Source organism: Streptomyces sp. NBC_00525 (genome assembly GCF_036346595.1).
GTDB lineage: Bacteria > Actinomycetota > Actinomycetes > Streptomycetales > Streptomycetaceae > Streptomyces.
The window spans coordinates 985,350-1,000,384 of the sequence record NZ_CP107834.1; the positions used below are offsets into that span (position 1 = coordinate 985,350).

Annotated in this window: 15 protein-coding genes; 5 read left to right on the forward strand and 10 right to left on the reverse strand. The window is 73.7% G+C overall.

What is annotated here, in order from left to right; genetic code table 11:
• Window positions 1–9 precede the first annotated feature (9 nt).
• Complete coding sequence (locus OG710_RS04290) at window positions 10–1,125, forward strand: PAC2 family protein (protein ID WP_330238139.1); 1,116 nt, start codon at window positions 10–12, stop codon at window positions 1,123–1,125.
• An 82-nt stretch (window positions 1,126–1,207) separates the two neighbouring features.
• Here OG710_RS04290 and mshC read toward each other — a convergent pair whose 3' ends face one another.
• The 4 genes from mshC to OG710_RS04310 all read right to left on the reverse strand — a co-directional run bounded on the left by mshC (window position 1,208) and on the right by OG710_RS04310 (window position 4,715).
• Complete coding sequence (gene mshC, locus OG710_RS04295) at window positions 1,208–2,437, reverse strand: cysteine--1-D-myo-inosityl 2-amino-2-deoxy-alpha-D-glucopyranoside ligase (RefSeq protein WP_330238140.1); 1,230 nt, start codon at window positions 2,435–2,437, stop codon at window positions 1,208–1,210.
• Between the two features lie 95 nt (window positions 2,438–2,532).
• Complete coding sequence (locus OG710_RS04300) at window positions 2,533–3,375, reverse strand: SCO1664 family protein (RefSeq protein WP_330238141.1); 843 nt, start codon at window positions 3,373–3,375, stop codon at window positions 2,533–2,535.
• Window positions 3,336–3,929 (reverse strand): DUF3090 domain-containing protein, encoded by a 594-nt coding sequence (locus OG710_RS04305; protein ID WP_330238142.1) that lies wholly within the window; start codon window positions 3,927–3,929, stop codon window positions 3,336–3,338. The genes OG710_RS04300 and OG710_RS04305 overlap by 40 nt, the downstream gene beginning before the upstream one ends.
• A gap of 93 nt (window positions 3,930–4,022) precedes the next feature.
• Window positions 4,023–4,715 (reverse strand): histidine phosphatase family protein, encoded by a 693-nt coding sequence (locus OG710_RS04310; RefSeq protein WP_330238143.1) that lies wholly within the window; start codon window positions 4,713–4,715, stop codon window positions 4,023–4,025.
• Between the two features lie 88 nt (window positions 4,716–4,803).
• Here OG710_RS04310 and corA point away from each other — a divergent pair, with 88 nt between their 5' ends.
• Window positions 4,804–5,799: a magnesium/cobalt transporter CorA gene (gene corA, locus OG710_RS04315; protein ID WP_111333540.1), complete on the forward strand. Its 996-nt coding sequence runs from the start codon at window positions 4,804–4,806 to the stop codon at window positions 5,797–5,799.
• A gap of 18 nt (window positions 5,800–5,817) precedes the next feature.
• On the opposite strand, the gene OG710_RS04320 is transcribed toward corA, so the two are convergent.
• Together OG710_RS04320 and OG710_RS04325 are read right to left on the reverse strand one after the other, a co-directional pair.
• On the reverse strand, window positions 5,818–6,606 hold the full coding sequence (locus OG710_RS04320; protein WP_330238144.1) for a ferritin-like domain-containing protein: 789 nt from the start codon (window positions 6,604–6,606) through the stop codon (window positions 5,818–5,820).
• A 276-nt stretch (window positions 6,607–6,882) separates the two neighbouring features.
• Entirely contained in the window at window positions 6,883–7,932 is a 1,050-nt protein-coding gene (locus tag OG710_RS04325) for an LLM class F420-dependent oxidoreductase (protein ID WP_330238145.1), read from the reverse strand.
• A gap of 141 nt (window positions 7,933–8,073) precedes the next feature.
• Here OG710_RS04325 and OG710_RS04330 point away from each other — a divergent pair, with 141 nt between their 5' ends.
• Together OG710_RS04330 and OG710_RS04335 are read left to right on the forward strand one after the other, a co-directional pair.
• Window positions 8,074–9,057 carry an aldo/keto reductase gene (locus OG710_RS04330; protein WP_111333533.1) on the forward strand — a complete coding sequence of 328 codons (984 nt, stop codon included), beginning with the start codon at window positions 8,074–8,076 and terminating at the stop codon, window positions 9,055–9,057.
• On the forward strand, window positions 9,054–11,222 hold the full coding sequence (locus OG710_RS04335; RefSeq protein WP_330238146.1) for a helix-hairpin-helix domain-containing protein: 2,169 nt from the start codon (window positions 9,054–9,056) through the stop codon (window positions 11,220–11,222). The genes OG710_RS04330 and OG710_RS04335 overlap by 4 nt, the downstream gene beginning before the upstream one ends.
• A 73-nt stretch (window positions 11,223–11,295) precedes the next feature.
• On the opposite strand, the gene OG710_RS04340 is transcribed toward OG710_RS04335, so the two are convergent.
• Window positions 11,296–11,964 carry a hypothetical protein gene (locus OG710_RS04340; protein WP_111333528.1) on the reverse strand — a complete coding sequence of 223 codons (669 nt, stop codon included), beginning with the start codon at window positions 11,962–11,964 and terminating at the stop codon, window positions 11,296–11,298.
• A 47-nt stretch (window positions 11,965–12,011) separates the two neighbouring features.
• Here OG710_RS04340 and OG710_RS04345 point away from each other — a divergent pair, with 47 nt between their 5' ends.
• Window positions 12,012–12,200: a DUF5703 family protein gene (locus OG710_RS04345; protein WP_018103708.1), complete on the forward strand. Its 189-nt coding sequence runs from the start codon at window positions 12,012–12,014 to the stop codon at window positions 12,198–12,200.
• Window positions 12,201–12,300: 100 nt separating this feature from the next.
• On the opposite strand, the gene OG710_RS04350 is transcribed toward OG710_RS04345, so the two are convergent.
• The 3 genes from OG710_RS04350 to OG710_RS04360 all read right to left on the reverse strand — a co-directional run bounded on the left by OG710_RS04350 (window position 12,301) and on the right by OG710_RS04360 (window position 14,946).
• Window positions 12,301–13,062, reverse strand: a complete 762-nt coding sequence (locus OG710_RS04350) for a chaplin (protein WP_330238147.1) — start codon at window positions 13,060–13,062, stop codon at window positions 12,301–12,303.
• Window positions 13,063–13,197: 135 nt separating this feature from the next.
• The gene (chpH, locus tag OG710_RS04355; RefSeq protein WP_330238148.1) at window positions 13,198–13,431 is read right to left on the reverse strand and encodes a chaplin ChpH; all 234 of its coding nucleotides are present in this window, start codon (window positions 13,429–13,431) and stop codon (window positions 13,198–13,200) included.
• 180 nt (window positions 13,432–13,611) lie between these two features.
• Complete coding sequence (locus OG710_RS04360; RefSeq protein WP_330238149.1) at window positions 13,612–14,946, reverse strand: M20/M25/M40 family metallo-hydrolase; 1,335 nt, start codon at window positions 14,944–14,946, stop codon at window positions 13,612–13,614.
• Window positions 14,947–15,035 lie beyond the last annotated feature (89 nt).

Here is a 15,035-nt window from a genome sequence, read left to right on the forward strand (position 1 = left end):
GAGGCTGGGGTGATCGAGCTCGAGGGCGTTCCCGAGCTGATCGACCCGGTCATGGTGGCCGCGTTCGAGGGGTGGAACGACGCGGGTGACGCCGCCTCCACAGCGGTCGCGCATCTGGACCGGGAGTGGAAGGGGGAGGTGTTCGCGGCGCTCGACGCCGAGGACTACTACGACTTCCAGGTCAATCGCCCCACGGTGTGGCTGGACGGCGGGGTGCGCAAGATCACCTGGCCGACCACCCGGCTCTCCGTGGTCCGCATCGGCGGGGACAAGCCCCGCGATCTCGTCCTGGTCCGGGGCATCGAACCGTCCATGCGCTGGCGGTCGTTCTGCAACGAACTCCTGGGCTTCGCGCATGAACTGGGCGTCGAGATGGTGGTGGTGCTCGGCGCGCTGCTGGGCGACACCCCGCACACCCGCCCGGTCCCGGTCAGCGGAGTCACGTCCGACCCGGACCTGGCCCGCACCATGGACCTGGAGGAGACCAGGTACGAGGGCCCGACCGGCATCGTCGGCATCCTCCAGGAGGCGTGCACCCACGCGGGTGTGCCCGCGGTGAGCCTGTGGGCCGCGGTGCCGCACTATGTGTCGCAGCCGCCCAACCCCAAGGCGACGCTGGCCCTGCTGAACCGTCTGGAGGATCTGCTCGGGCTGCGCATTCCGCTCGGCGAGCTGCCGGAGGACGCGCGCGCCTGGCAGGTCGGGGTCGACCAACTGGCCGCCGAGGACAGCGAGGTGGCCGAGTACGTGCAGACGCTGGAGGAGGCCCGCGACACGGCGGAGCTGCCCGAGGCGAGCGGTGAGGCCATCGCCCGCGAGTTCGAGCGGTATCTGCGGCGCCGCGATCCGGGCCCCGCGCAGCCGCCCGGCGGGCATGCCACGGAGTCCGGTGACACCTCGTACCTCCGGGAGACGTCCGGCGAACGCGTCAGGCCGCCGAAGCCGCTGCGCCCGGAGACGGGTCCGGCCCGGCCCGGCACCGCGGGACCCGCACGGCCGTCGTCCGACGACCCCGGCAACCGTACGGACGGCACCGCCGGTCCGGCCGGCGGCCCGGACGGGGACGGCGGCAACGGCGACGACAGCGACGACGACGGCAGCGACGGCCCCCCGACCCAGGACTGAGACAGCCGCGGAACGGCGACCGGCCCCGGACTTCGTACGGAAGTCCGGGGCCGGTGACGTCGGTGGGCGGTGCGGCCGGCTGCTACAGGGCGACGCCGAGCAGCGCGTCGACGGTGCGCGAGACGAGGCCGGGCGCCCCCTCGTCCGTACCGCCCTCGGCGCTCTGCCGTTCGGCCCAGCGGTCCACGGCGGCCAGCGCGGCCGGGGCGTCGAGGTCGTCGGCGAGGGCCGTGCGGACCTCCTCGACCAGGGCGTCGGCGGACAGCCCGTCCGGGCGGGAGACGGCGGCGCGCCAGCGGGCGAGCCGCGCGACCGCGTCGGCGAGCACCTGGTCGGTCCACTCCCAGTCGGCGCGGTAGTGGTGGGCGAGCAGGGCGAGGCGGATCGCCGCCGGGTCCACGCCGTCGCGGCGCAGCGCGGAGACGAAGACGAGGTTGCCCCGGGACTTGGACATCTTCTCGCCGTCCAGGCCGACCATGCCGGCGTGTACGTACGCCTTGGCGAAGGGGTGCTCGCCGGTGAGCACCTGGGCGTGCGAGGCGCCCATCTCGTGGTGCGGGAAGGCGAGGTCGGAGCCGCCTCCCTGGACGTCGAAGCCCATGCCGAGGTGGTCCAGGGCGATGGCCACGCACTCGATGTGCCAGCCGGGCCGGCCGGGGCCGAGCGAGCCGCCGTCCCAGCTCGGCTCGCCCTCGCGGGCGGCCATCCAGAGCATCGGGTCGAGCGGGTTCTTCTTGCCGGGGCGCTCCGGGTCGCCACCGCGTTCGGCGGAGAGCAGCCGCATGGCCTCGGCGTCGAGGTTGGACACCTGACCGAAGTGCGGGTCGGTGTCGACGGAGAAGTAGACGTCCCCGTCGAGTTCGTAGGCGGCGCCCGCGTCGCGGAGCCGTTCGACGAGCGGCACGATGCCGGGTATCGCCTCGACGGCCCCGATGTAGTGGCGCGGCGGGAGCATGCGCAGCGCGGTCATGTCCTCCCGGAACAGGGCCGTCTCGCGTTCGGCGAGCGCGGTCCAGTCCTGGCCGTCGCGCACGGCCCGCTCCAGCAGCGGATCGTCCACGTCCGTCACGTTCTGGACGTAGTGGACCTGCCGCTTGGTGTCGAGCCACACGCGCTGTACGAGGTCGAACGCGTTGTAGGTCGCCGCGTGACCCATATGGGTCGCGTCGTACGGGGTGATGCCGCAGACGTAGATACGGGCGACGGGACCGGGGTCGAGGGTGATCCGACCGCCGGTCGCGGTGTCGTGGATCCGGAGGTCGCGGCCCTTGCCGGGCAGGGCGGGGACCTCAGAAGCGGGCCAGGCATGCATGCGACGAGCGTAACCGGATGCGGCTTCCGGATACGAACCGGAGGGGCGATCTCGTCCGAAGAGGCCCTCTTGCGGTCCGGGGGCCGAACGTGCATTCAGACGGGCGGCCAGGGGATGGCGGGCCACTCGCCGCTCGGTTCCCGGTGCAGCCCGGTGGCGCGCAGCCCGGCCACGCGGGCCCGCAGGGCCCCGATCTCGGCCGGGGTGATGAGTTCGGCCAGCCGGGTGACCAGCGGGGCGCCGGGCTCCAGTTCGGCGGCGAGCCGGGCGAGGACGTCGACGGCCTCGGCGGTGAGGGGTTCGCCCGCCCAGCCCCAGAGCAGGGTGCGCAGCTTGTCGTCGGTGTGGAAGGTCACGCCGTGGTCGATGCCGTAGAGCCGGCCGCCGGGCGCGGGCAGCAGATGCCCGCCCTTGCGGTCGCCGTTGTTGATGACGGCGTCCAGCACGGCGAGCCGCCGCAGCCGGGGGTCGTCCGCGTGCACCAGGAGCGCGGTGCGCCCCTCGCCCACCTCGGCGAACGCCACGGCCTTCCAGCCCTCGCCGGGCTCCTCGTCCTCGATGAGCGCGAGCAGGCCCGGCTCGTCCCCGTCCGGTGCCCCGGCTTCGATCCACAGCTGGCACATGCCCTGCCCGTACGGCCCGTCCCGCAGGACGGTCGGCGGCACCAGGCCCCAGCCCGTGGCCTCGGAGACGGCGTAGGCGGCCACCTCGCGCTGGGCGAGGGTGCCGTCCGGGAAGTCCCACAGGGGCTGCTCGCCGGCCACCGGCTTGTAGACGCAGTACGCCTCCTCGCCCTCGTGGGCCACGGAGCAGTACAGCACCGCGTTGGACGCCCCGCGCACCTGCCCGAGCACGGTGAGCGTGCCCTCGGCCAGCAGGGTGACCTGCTCGGCGTCGGTCAGGAGGCGCCCCGGCGGTATCCGTTCTGGCGCGGGCATACGTGTCCTTCCGGGTCGAGCGGCAGGCTGCACAGCGGGCACGGCGGGCGGCCCGCGTTCACCACGTCCAGGGCGCGCTTGGCGAAGGCGCGGGCCTGGGCGCCGGTGAGCCGGACACGGAGCATCGGCGGGCCGTTCTCCTCGTCCTGCAGGAGCCGCTCCTCGGCCTCGGCGAGGTCCTCGACGGAGTCGGCGTCGAGTTCGACCAGGGCCTGGGCCTCGACGATCATGCGCTGCTCCTCGCCGTCCCAGGCGAGCGCCATGGTGCCGACGCGGAACTCCTCCTCGACGGGGATGTCGAGCGGCGCGGTGTCGGTGACGTCCATCGGGGCGACGGCGGGCACCGGGGAGTTGCCCCCGGTGCGCCGCACCACCTCGTCCAGCAGTTCGTCCACGCGTTCGGCGAGCGCGGCGACCTGGGTCTTCTCCAGGGCCACGCTGGTGACACGTCCGCCCGAGGAAGCCTGCAGGAAGAACGTACGGCGTCCAGGCAGCCCGACCGTGCCGGCCACGAAACGGTCCGGGGGGTCGTAGAGGAACACCTGACGGGACACGTCCTGTCTCCCTTGAGAGTCGATGGCGGATGGGGGGTGGGCCGGAGCCTTCGAAAGCGTTCTACGGCGCGTCCACCCTACTGTGCGCGGCGATCACGGCGCCCCTGCGCCGCCCCCGACCGCCGCGTCCTGCCCGGCGCCGGCGTCCGGTTCGCGGGGTGCGAGTCCGGCGAGGTCGCCCGTGTCGCCGAGGCGCAGCAGATAGGGGCGCAGCCGGGTGTAGCGGATCGCGGTGACCGAGCAGGGGTCGGCGTGGACGCGCTGGAAGAGGTCCAGGTGCAGGCCGAGCGCGTCGGCGACGAGGGACTTGATGATGTCGCCGTGCGAGCACATGACGTACAGGGCGTTCTCGCCGTGCTCCGCCTCGAAGCGCGCGTTCCACTCCCGTACCGCTTCGACGGCGCGGGCCTGCATGGCGCGCATCGATTCGCCGCCGGGGAACGTGGCAGCGGAGGGGTGCTGCTGGACGACGGTCATCAGCGGGTCGTCGGTGAGTTCGGCGAGTTTGCGGCCGGACCAGTCGCCGTAGTCGCACTCGCTGATCCGCTCCTCGACGTGGCGCGGCAGGTCCGGGCGGGCGGCCAGCAGGGGTTCCAGGGTCTCCCGGCAGCGTTGCAGGGGGCTGCTGACGACGGCGGCCAGCGGGAGCGCGGCCAGCCGTCCGGGGAGGGCGGCGGCCTGCGCGCGACCGCGCTCGTCGAGGGCGATGCCGGGGGTGCGGCCGGCGAGCACTCCGTCCGTGTTGGCGGTCGAGCGTCCGTGGCGTACGAGGATCAGGGTGGGCATGCGTTCCAGCGTACGGTCCCGTTCCGGCCGGGCGGCGGGCGCGCGACACCCCCGACGGACGTGCATGGCGGGGCGTGGGCAGGGAACAATGCGCGCCGTGATTGTCGACTGTGCCATCTACCGCGACGGACGCCGCACCGACGGCCCCGCCGACTTCTCCGATGCCCTGGCCGAGGCGCGGGCCTCGGGGGACGCGTTCCTGTGGATCGGGCTGTACGAGCCGACGGAGAAGGAGTTCGATCTCGTCAGCCACGAGTTCGGGCTGCATCCGCTGGCCGTGGAGGACGCCCTGTCCGCACACCAGCGGCCCAAGCTGGAGGTGTACGACGACTCGTTGTTCGCGGTGATCAAGCCGGTGCTGTACGACCACGACAGCGACTCCGTCACCGCGCACGAGCTGATGGTGTTCCTGGGCGACTCGTTCGTGGTGACGGTGCGGCACGGCGAGGGGGCGCCGCTGGCCGCCGTACGCCGCCGGCTGGAGGCGGAGCCCGAGGTGCTGCGGCACGGGCCGACCGCGGTGCTGTACGCGGTCAGCGACGCCATCGTGGACCACTACATAGACGTGGCGGGCGAGCTCCAGGTCGACCTGGAGGAGCTGGAGACCCAGGTCTTCGCGCCGAGCGGTACGGACGACTCCAAGAACACCGCCGCCCGCATCTACACCTTCAAGCGCCAGGTGCTGGAGTTCCGCCGGGCGACGGTCCCGCTGGCCGCGCCGCTGGCCCGGCTGGCGGGCGCCGGGGTGCCGTTCGTGCAGGAGCACGCGCAGCCGTTCTTCCGGGACGTCCAGGACCATCTGACCCGCGCCAACGAGCAGGTGGAGGGGCTCGACCGGCTGCTGTCGGACATCCTGTCCGCGCATCTCGCGCAGATGGGGGTGCGGCAGAACGACGACATGCGCAAGATCTCCGCCTGGGCGGCGATGGCCGCGGTGCCGACGATGGTCGCCGGGATCTACGGCATGAACTTCGAGCACATGCCGGAGCTGCGCTGGGTGGGGTCCTACCCGCTGGTGCTGCTGCTGATGGCGGGGGCGGTCCTGGGCCTGTACCGCCAGTTCAAGCGGCGCGGCTGGCTCTGAGCCCCCGCCGGGGCCGGGTCAGGCGTACTCGGGGGCCGGGGTCGCGGGGCCGCCCAGGGCGTCGCGCCGGGCGGGCGAGGCGAGGTCGACCATGCGCCGCCAGCCGCCGAGGCGCTCGTACGCGTACATGGCGTGGATGCCCGCGGCGAGCAGCCCGGCCTTCGCCCGCGACCAGCCGAGCACCCGGCCCATGTGGTCCATGACGGCGAGGCTGACGTCGCGGTAGACGCGGATCTCGGCGAGGGCGCACTCGCGCAGGACGCGCTGGATCGTCCGGCCGTGGCCGGCGCGGGCGAAGCGCAGCAGTTCCTCGTGGCAGTAGGCGAGGTGGTTGTCCTCGTCGTTCGAGATCATCCGCACCGCGCGGCCCAATTCGGGGTGGTCGGCGAAGTGCTTGTTCAGCAGCCGCATCTGTTCGGAGGCGCGCTGCTCGGTCACCCGGCTGTGGGCCAGGTAGGTGATGATGTCGCCCTCGGTCAGCGGCTCGTCGCGGCCCAGCTTCTCGTGCGCGAGTCCGATGCCGTGCCGTTCGAGGAGCATCGTGTAGTCGGTGTCCGGCGGGACGGGGCCGGGGGTGAGGCCGCGCTTCTTGAGCAGCGCGTTGAAGATCCTGCCGTGCTTGTCCTCGTCGGCGCCGTGCCGGGCGATCCTGGGGGCCAGTTCGCGCTGGCTCGCCGGGACGAGGGCCGCGATCCTGCCGTTCTCCCAGCCGCCCTGGGACTCGCCGCTGGCGGCGATGGAGCAGAACAGACGGAACGATTCGTCGTTGTCGAGGATCTCCTGGAACAGGTTCTTTGCCGAGAGCATCACTGCCACCTCCGTGCCGGCTTCGCCGAGCGCCAGTCAAATGCGGACGGCGGGAGCGGGCAACAGGAGGGTGCGGCGACTGGGCCGAACGGGGGGCGCGGAGGCCGTCGCCGGGGCCGCGCGAAAGGCGGCGAACCGTTTTTGCCCGGACCCGTAACCCGGCCGCTCCGGCCGCGTTGTTCCCGGTGACGGCCGTGGCGGGGAGCCCCCGAGCCCCCACCACGGCCGTGGTGCGTGGTACGCCGCTCCCGCGCGGTGTACGCGGCCCCGGCGGGGTTACGCGAGCCCGGCGCGCTCCAGGGCGTCCGTGCCCGCCCGCAGCGCGGCGATCCGCTCGTCCAGGGTGAAGCCGGCCGGGGCCAGGGTCAGCGTCGTGACCCCCACCTCCGCGTACGCCTGCATGCGCTCGGCGATCCGGTCCACCGAGCCGAGCAGCGTCGTCTGGTCGATCAGCTGGTGCGGGACGGCCGCCGCGGCGCCGCTCTTGTCGCCGGAGAGGTACTTCTCCTGGATCTCGGCGGCCTCCTTCTCGTACCCCATGCGCTGGGCGAGCCGGTTGTAGAAGTTCTGCTTGGCGCTGCCCATCCCGCCGACGTAGAGCGCGGTGTAGGGGCGGAACATGTCCGCCAGGCCGTGGATGTCGTCGCCGACGGCGAGCGGCACGGTCGGGCAGACGTCGAAGCCCTCCATCGTCTTCCCGGCCTTCTCCCGGCCGGCCCGCAGTTGGCGGACGGCGGTCTCCTCCAGGTGCTCGGCGGACGGGAAGATCAGCAGCGCGCCGTCGGCGATCTCACCCGTCTGCTCCAGGTTCTTCGGGCCGATCGCGGCGATGTAGAGCGGGATGTGCTCGCGCTGCGGGTGCACGGTCAGCTTGAGCGGCTTGCCCGGACCGTCCGGCAGCGGGAGCGTCCAGTGCTCCCCCTCGTACGACAGCCGCTCGCGGGTCATCGCCCGGCGGACGATCTCGACGTACTCGCGGGTGCGGGCCAGCGGCTTGTCGAACCGGACGCCGTACCAGCCCTCCGAGACCTGCGGTCCCGACACGCCGAGGCCGAGGCGGAACCGGCCGCCGGACAGGGAGTCGAGCGTGGCCGCGGTCATGGCCGCCATCGCGGGCTGGCGCGCCGGGATCTGGAGGATGGCGGAGCCGACGTCGATCGACTCCGTCTGCGCGGCCACCCAGGCCAGTACGGTCGGCGCGTCGGAGCCGTACGCCTCGGCCGCCCAGCAGACGTCGTAGCCGAGCCGGTCGGCCTCCTGCGCGACGGCGAGGTTGTCGCCGTCCATTCCCGCGCCCCAGTAGCCGAGATTGATGCCGAGCCGCATAGCCGAACCCCTTACCGATCAGTAACGTCCCTGAGTTCCGGACTCTAGCGCGCGGTGGGACGATCCGTCAGCGGTCCGCCACCGCGCCGGTCGTCCACAGCCCTGCGACGCCCGCGGCCGCGGCCAGTAATCTCAGCGCCCATGGAGCAGAGGCATCTCGGCCGCACCGGCCTACGAGTGTCCCGGATCGGGCTCGGCACCCTCACCTGGGGCCGGGACACCGACGAGCACGACGCTGCCGAGCAGCTGAAGGCGTTCTGGGAGGCGGGCGGCACCCTGGTCGACACGGCCGACGTGTACGGCGGCGGCGAGGCGGAGTACCTGCTCGGGCGGCTCATGGACGGCCTGGTGCCCAGGCGCGATCTGGTCGTCGCGACCAAGGCGGGCAGCGTCGCCGACCCGTACCGCAGGGTGGACGGCTCGCGCGGGCATCTGCTGGCGGCCCTGGACGCCTCGCTGGACCGGCTCGGCACGGACTACGTGGACCTGTGGCAGCTGCACGCCTTCGACCCGGCGACCCCGCTGGAGGAGACCCTCCAGGCCCTGGACCTCGCCGTGTCCTCCGGGCGCGCCCGCTACGCCGGGGTGTCCGGCTTCTGCGGCTGGCAGCTCGCCAAGGCGGCGACCTGGCAGCTGGCGGCGCCCGGCACCCGGACCCGGCTGGCCGCGACGCAGATGGAGTACTCGCTGCTCCAGCGCGGCGTGGAGCGCGAGGTGCTGCCCGCCGCGCTCGACCTCGGCATCGGGCTGCTGCCCGCGTCGCCGCTGGGCCGGGGCGTGCTCACCGGCAAGTACCGCACCGGTACGCCGTCCGGCTCGCGCGGCGCGTCGGAGCTGCTGGCCCCCTTCGTCGAGCCCTATCTGGACGACGCGGCGAGCCGCATCGTGGACGCCGTCGCCACGGCGGCCGAGGGGCTGGCCACGACGCCCGTCCAGGTCGCCCTGGCGTGGGTCAGGGACCGGCCGGGCGTGACGGCGCCGATCGTCGGCGCGCGCAACGCGAAGCAGCTGACGGAGGCGTTGTCAGTGGAGACGCTTAGTCTTCCTGACGAGATCTGCCAGGCGCTCGACGACGTGTCGGCGCCCGTGCACCGCTATCCCGACCAGGACTGGAGCACGCTGTGACCGCGCGACCCGCAGGCGACGACACCCCCGCCGACGCCCCGGCCACCCCGACCCCGGAGGCGCCCGACGACGCGGACGGGGGCGGGGCGGAGACCGGCGACGCGGGTGGGGAGGCCGGCGCCGAGGACGCCCCCGCGCTGTCCGAGGCCGAGGCCGAACTCGCCGCGCAGCGGGCCCTGCGGGAGCGGATCGAAGAGCGCAAGGCCGCCAAGGACGGGCCCATCGAGGCCGGGGGCAAGCTGAGCGGCGCTGCGGCCGATCTGCTGGCGGCCGTCCGGGCCGTGGAGAGCGGCGGCAAGCCCGCGACGGACTTCTTCGACTCCGCCGCCCCCGCCCCCGCCCGCCGGCCCGCGCCGGTACGGGAACGGGCGCCCGAGCCCGCCCCCGCGCCCCGCGCGGCACCGGCGGAGACCGTCACCGCCGTGGCGGCCGTGCTCGCCGCGGGCGGGGCCCCGGAGGCCCTGGCCCGGCCCGCCGCCGAGCGGCTCGGTGAGCGGGCCGCCGAGCTGCTGCGCGAGGACCCCTGGCAGCTGCTGGCCCTGCCCGGCGTCGCGCCCGAGCAGGCCGACGCCTTCGCCCGCGCGCTGCTCGGCGCGGCCTGCGGCCCGGACGACGAGCGGCGCACCGCCGCGCTGACCGGCTGGCTGCTGGAGCGGGCCGCGCTGCGGGGCCACACCGCGCAGGACGCCGACCAGGTGCGCGACGCCCTGGGCGCACGCGGCGTGAGCGACCCCGCCGAGGCCGTACGGCACGCCGTCGCGGAGGGCGTCGTGCTGGTCTTCCAGGACGGACAGGAGGACGAGCCCGCGGACGCGACGGAGGACGGCCGGGAGGACGGGGGCGCCGAGGAACCCGCCGAGGAGGCGGCCGGTTCCGTACAGGTGCTCCTCGGGCTCGACCGGTACGCCCTGGCGGAGGAGAGCCTGGCCGACGGACTGGCCCGGCTGGCCAACGGCGGCGGCGCGGCGACGGACCCCGCGACCGCACCGGAGGCGGACTGGGCGCGGGCTGCCGACGCCGCCCCCTCCCCCTCGGCCGCCGAGCTGATCCGTACGGCCGCCGCCCACCGCCTCGTCGCGCACACCGGCGGCGAGACGGCCCGCGCCGAGCCCGCCGCGCTGATCGCCGCCGCGCGCGGCCTCGGCCTGCGCGCCCTGGGCGCCACGCACAGCGAGGACGGCCGGCGGCGGCTGGCCCGCGACACCGGCGCCCCGGAGTCGGCCGTCACGCTCGCCGGGCTGCTGTCCGGCGCCGAGGGGCCGGGCCGGGACGAGGAGGGAGCGCTCGCCCTCGACCTCCTCGTCGTGCTGGACGCGCCCCAACTGGACGTGGAGACCGGCGCGATGCTGGTGGAGTCCCTGGCGGACGGCACCCGCCTGGTGCTCAGCGGCGACCCCGGCGTGCTGGGCTCGGCGGGCGCCGGGCAGGTGTTCGCCGATGTGCTGGCCGCCCGCGCCTTCCCCCGCGTCGTCTCGCGCACCCCGGACGCGGGCCCGATCGGCGAGCTGGTGTCGGGCATCGGCATCGGTGAGCTGAACCAGGTGGCGGCGCCCGGCAAGGAGGTCGTCATCGTGCCCGTGCGGGACGCGGGCGAGGCGGTGCACCGTACGGTCCAGCTCGTCGCGGACTCGGTGCCGCGCGCCCTCGGGGTGCCGTCCGGCGACACCCAGGTGATCACGGTCGGCCACGGCGGGGCGGCCGGCACCCGCGCGCTGAACGAGGCGCTGAAGCAGCGGCTCAACCCCGGTCCGGGCCGCTTCGGCGGATTCGATCCGGGCGACCGGGTCGCCCACGTCCCGGCGCCGGGGCGGACGGTGCCCGGCGTGGTCGTCTCGGCCGACGCGGAGGGCCTGCACCTGGACTGCGCGGGCACCCCGGTCGTCGTACCGCAGGAGCGGGTCGCCGGGTCCGTGCGCCACGCGTGGGCGCTCAGCGCCCATCAGGCGGCCGGGATGCGGTGGCCCGCCGCGGTCGTGGTGCTGCCGGGCGACGCGGCGCGCGGGCTGAGCCGGCCGTGGGTGTACACGGCGTTCGGCCGGGGCGAGCGGCATCTGTCCGTGGTGCACGGCGTGGACCAGGCCCTGCCGCGCGCGGTCGCCGAGGTGCCCGCCCAGGAGCGCACCACACGTCTGCGGACGCTCCTGGAAGCCCCGCAGGCGCCGTAGCGGACGCACGGGAGGGCCCTGCGGGCGCACGGGGCGTCCGCAGGGCCCTCCGGCCGGATGCGGGCGGGGCGGGTCAGCCGATGCCGAGCGCGGGGCCCTCCGGCCCCTCCGGTTCGTCGTCGAACTCGTCGTCGTCGAAGACGGCGCTGACGTCGAAGCGGCAGACCACCAGCTCCGGGTCCGCGTCGTCGAACGGGGCGGCCAGCCACTCCCCCGGCTCGGACAGCTCGTCCGCCGCCGCGACCCAGAGCGTGGCGTCGCCCTCCTCCAGGCCGAACTCGGTGTGCCGGGAGGCGATCTCGTCCGCCTCGTACTCGCCGAAGAGCACGCCGAGCGCCGCGTGGACGCTGCCGCCCACCGCCTCGGCGCCCTCGCCGTCCCGGATGTCCGGGTCCGCGTCGGCCAGACGCTGGGCCTGGGCCAGCAGCCGCTGGGGCTCCACCACGGCGTAGTCGCGGCGGATCAGCACGCTGATCGCGTGCGGCTCGTCGGGTCCGTTGTAGGGCGGGAGCGCGTCCTGCTCCCCCGGAATCTCGAAGGGTGTGACCTCGTCGTAGCGGTCGTAGAGGAGTTCGTCGTAGGCCTCGGCCGCGGCGGCCAATGCGTTGAACGCGTCGTAGACGGCGGGATCATCGTCCCCCGACCGGCGTTCGACCGCCGCGAGGTGGTGGTCGATCGCGGCTTTGACCGCGTTGGCGGCGGCGCGTACCTCGGCAGCGGTGGGCTGCGCAGCATCAGACATGGGGCAGACGCTATCCGTACCGGGCCCCTGCCCGCACAATGGATTCGATGCCGGAATACGAATTTGTCGATGTGTACGTACCACGCGGGGTGTCCCGGAAGGACACGGCCCGCCTGTTGACCGACCATGCCGAGTACGGGCACTGGGAGCTGGACCGCCTGACGCTGCGCCGGGACGGGAGCCGCCGCGTGCGGCTGCGCCGCCGGATCATCCGTCAGCTGCGGGCCACGTGGTGAGCCGGACCAGCCGGCCGTAACCCGACCGCGCATACGAAACGGGCCCCGCCGTGTGCGGGGCCCGTTCCCTTCGTCGTACCCACCCCCTGGAGGGCTGCCGTCAGGCGGCGGCCTTGGCCCGGCGGTAGAGCACCGTGCCCGCTCCGGCGAGCAGCAGGCCCGCGCTGGCCGGAATGAGCAGGTCGAGCCCGCCCGCTCCGGTGTGGGCGAGCTGCGGCGCCTCCGGCACGGTCTGCGGCTCCGGCACGTTCGGGACCTCCGGATGGTGCGGCTCCGGGGTCGGCGGGGTGACGTGCTCGACCGGGGGCTCCGGAACGTCCACCGGCGGCGTGCTGTCGTTCTCGCACGAGTTGCCGAACGCGGGGTTGAGCAGCGCGATGACGTCGACGCTGTTGCCGCAGGCGTTCACGGGGATGTCGAGAGGCGCCTGGATCAGGTTGCCCGAAAGCACACCGGGCGACCCCTGGGCGTATCCCTCGGCGGTCGCGCCGCCGCCGTTGCCGTCGGCCCGGTGCTTGCCGGTGCCCGCCCCCTGGTGGTGTCCGCCGGAGGCCGGGGTGCCGGCGTGGCTGCCGGACGTGTTCGACGCGGCGCCGTGGCCACCGGCGGTGGCGCCGTTCGACGTGTTCGCGCAGGCGTTGCCGAAAGTTGGGTTCAGCAGCCCCACGACGTCCACGGAGTTTCCGCAGACGTTGACCGGCACGTTGACCGGAATCTGCACCGAATTCCCTGAAAGCACCCCCGGGGAATTCGTCGCGGCGCCGGACGCTCCCGCGTCGGCGTGCGCGTAGCCGCCGCTGAGGGCGAGAACGCCGCCCGCGGCCGCCATGGTGATCAGGCCTTTACGCGTGACCTGTCGCATAGGTGTTTCCTGCCTTCTACCTTCCGGAGTACCCCCGGACTACCGTGCGGAGGCAAAGGACCCCGCAGCCCCGGAACGCATGGAGTGCGCTCCGGGGCCGAGCGGGCTCAAACCCTTACGGGTTGACGCGCAACGTCAGTCGTTGATGCAGACGTTGCCGAAGGCCGGGTTCAGCAGCCCGATCACGTTGATCGTGTTGCCGCACACGTTCACCGGAACGTGGACGGGAACCTGGATGACGTTGCCCGAGATGACGCCGGGGCTGCCGATGGCGGCACCCTGCGCACCCGAGTCGGCGACGGCCATGCCGGCGCCGGCGAGCACCAGACCACCGGTGGCAGCCGCCGCGGCGACGATCTTCTTGATCATGATTCCTCCTAGTTGGCAAACACGGTCCCAGCCGCGGACCGCATCACCTGTAACGAGGAGGGGGTGAACGGGGCTACGAGTAAAACGCCCCATTCACCCGTTCCGGTTAGAGGCGTACACCCTGGCGAATTACGCCGTCGCGTATCGGCGTGGACCGGCGGGCCAGGGCGCCGGCACGGATCAGCTGTGGTCGATGAAGCGGTCCAGGACGCGGGCGCCGAACTTCAGGCCCTCGACCGGCACCCGCTCGTCCACGCCGTGGAACATGCCCGCGAAGTCCAGCTCGGGCGGCAGCTGCAACGGGGCGAAGCCGAAGCAGCGGATGCCCAGGTCGTCGAAGGACTTGGCATCCGTACCGCCGGAGAGCATGTAGGGGACGGCGCGGGCGATCGGGTCCTCGGCCTTGAGGGCCGTCTGCATCGCGTCCACGAGCGCCCCGTCGAAGTCGGTCTCCAGCGCCTTGTCCCCGTGCACGTCCTCGCGCCGCACGCGCGGGCCCAGGATGCGGTCGAGGTCGGCCAGGAACTCCTGCTCGTACCCCGGCAGGAACCGCCCGTCGACGTGGGCGGTGGCCTGTCCGGGGATCACGTTGACCTTGTATCCGGCGCCCAGCATGGTGGGGGCGGCGGAGTTGCGCAGGGTGGCGCCGACCATCTTGGCGATGCCGCCCAGTTTGGCCAGGGTGGCGTCCATGTCCTCCGGGTCCAGCGGGGTGCCGAGCGCGTCCGACAGCTCGTCCAGGAAGGAGCGCACGGTCTTGGTCACCCGCACCGGCCAGGTGTGCCGGCCCAGCCGCCCGACCGCCTCGCACAGCTCGGTGATCGCGTTGTCGTCGTTGGTCATGGAGCCGTGGCCCGCCGTGCCGTCCACGGTCAGGCGCATCCAGTGCATGCCCTTCTGCGCGGTCTCGACGAGGTAGAGCCGCAGGTTCTCGTTGACGGTGAACGAGAAGCCGCCGACCTCGCCGATGGCCTCGTTGACGCCCTCGAACAGGTCCGGGTGCTCGTCCACCAGGTAGCGGGCCCCGTAGGTGCCGCCGGCCTCCTCGTCCGCGAGGAACGCCAGCACGATGTCGCGCGGGGGCTTGCGCCCGCTGCGCATCCGGTCGCGCACCACCGCGAGCGTCATCGCGTCCATGTCCTTCATGTCCACCGCGCCCCGGCCCCATACGCAGCCGTCCGCGATCTCGCCGGAGAACGGGTGGTGGGTCCAGTCGTGGGCGTTGGCCGGTACGACGTCGGTGTGGCCGTGGATCAGCAGGGCCGGCCGGGACGGGTCCTCGCCCTCGATCCGCGCCACGGTGGAGGCCCGGCCCTTGTGGGACTCGAAGATCTTCGGCTCCAGCCCGACCTCCGCGAGCTTCTCGGCCACGTACTCGGCGGCCGCCCGCTCGCCGGGCCCGGAGTGGTCGCCGTAGTTGCTGGTGTCGATCCGGATCAGGTCACGACAGAGGTCCACCACCTCGGTCTCGGCAGTCTCGCCCAGGCCGCTCAGGGCCGCATCGGTCTCGCTCACGCTGGTTCCTTCCACTGTCGCCGCGGTGCTCCCCTTCATCCTCCCGCGCCCGGCCCCCGCACCCAAGGCCGGACGCGCCTCGTCATGGG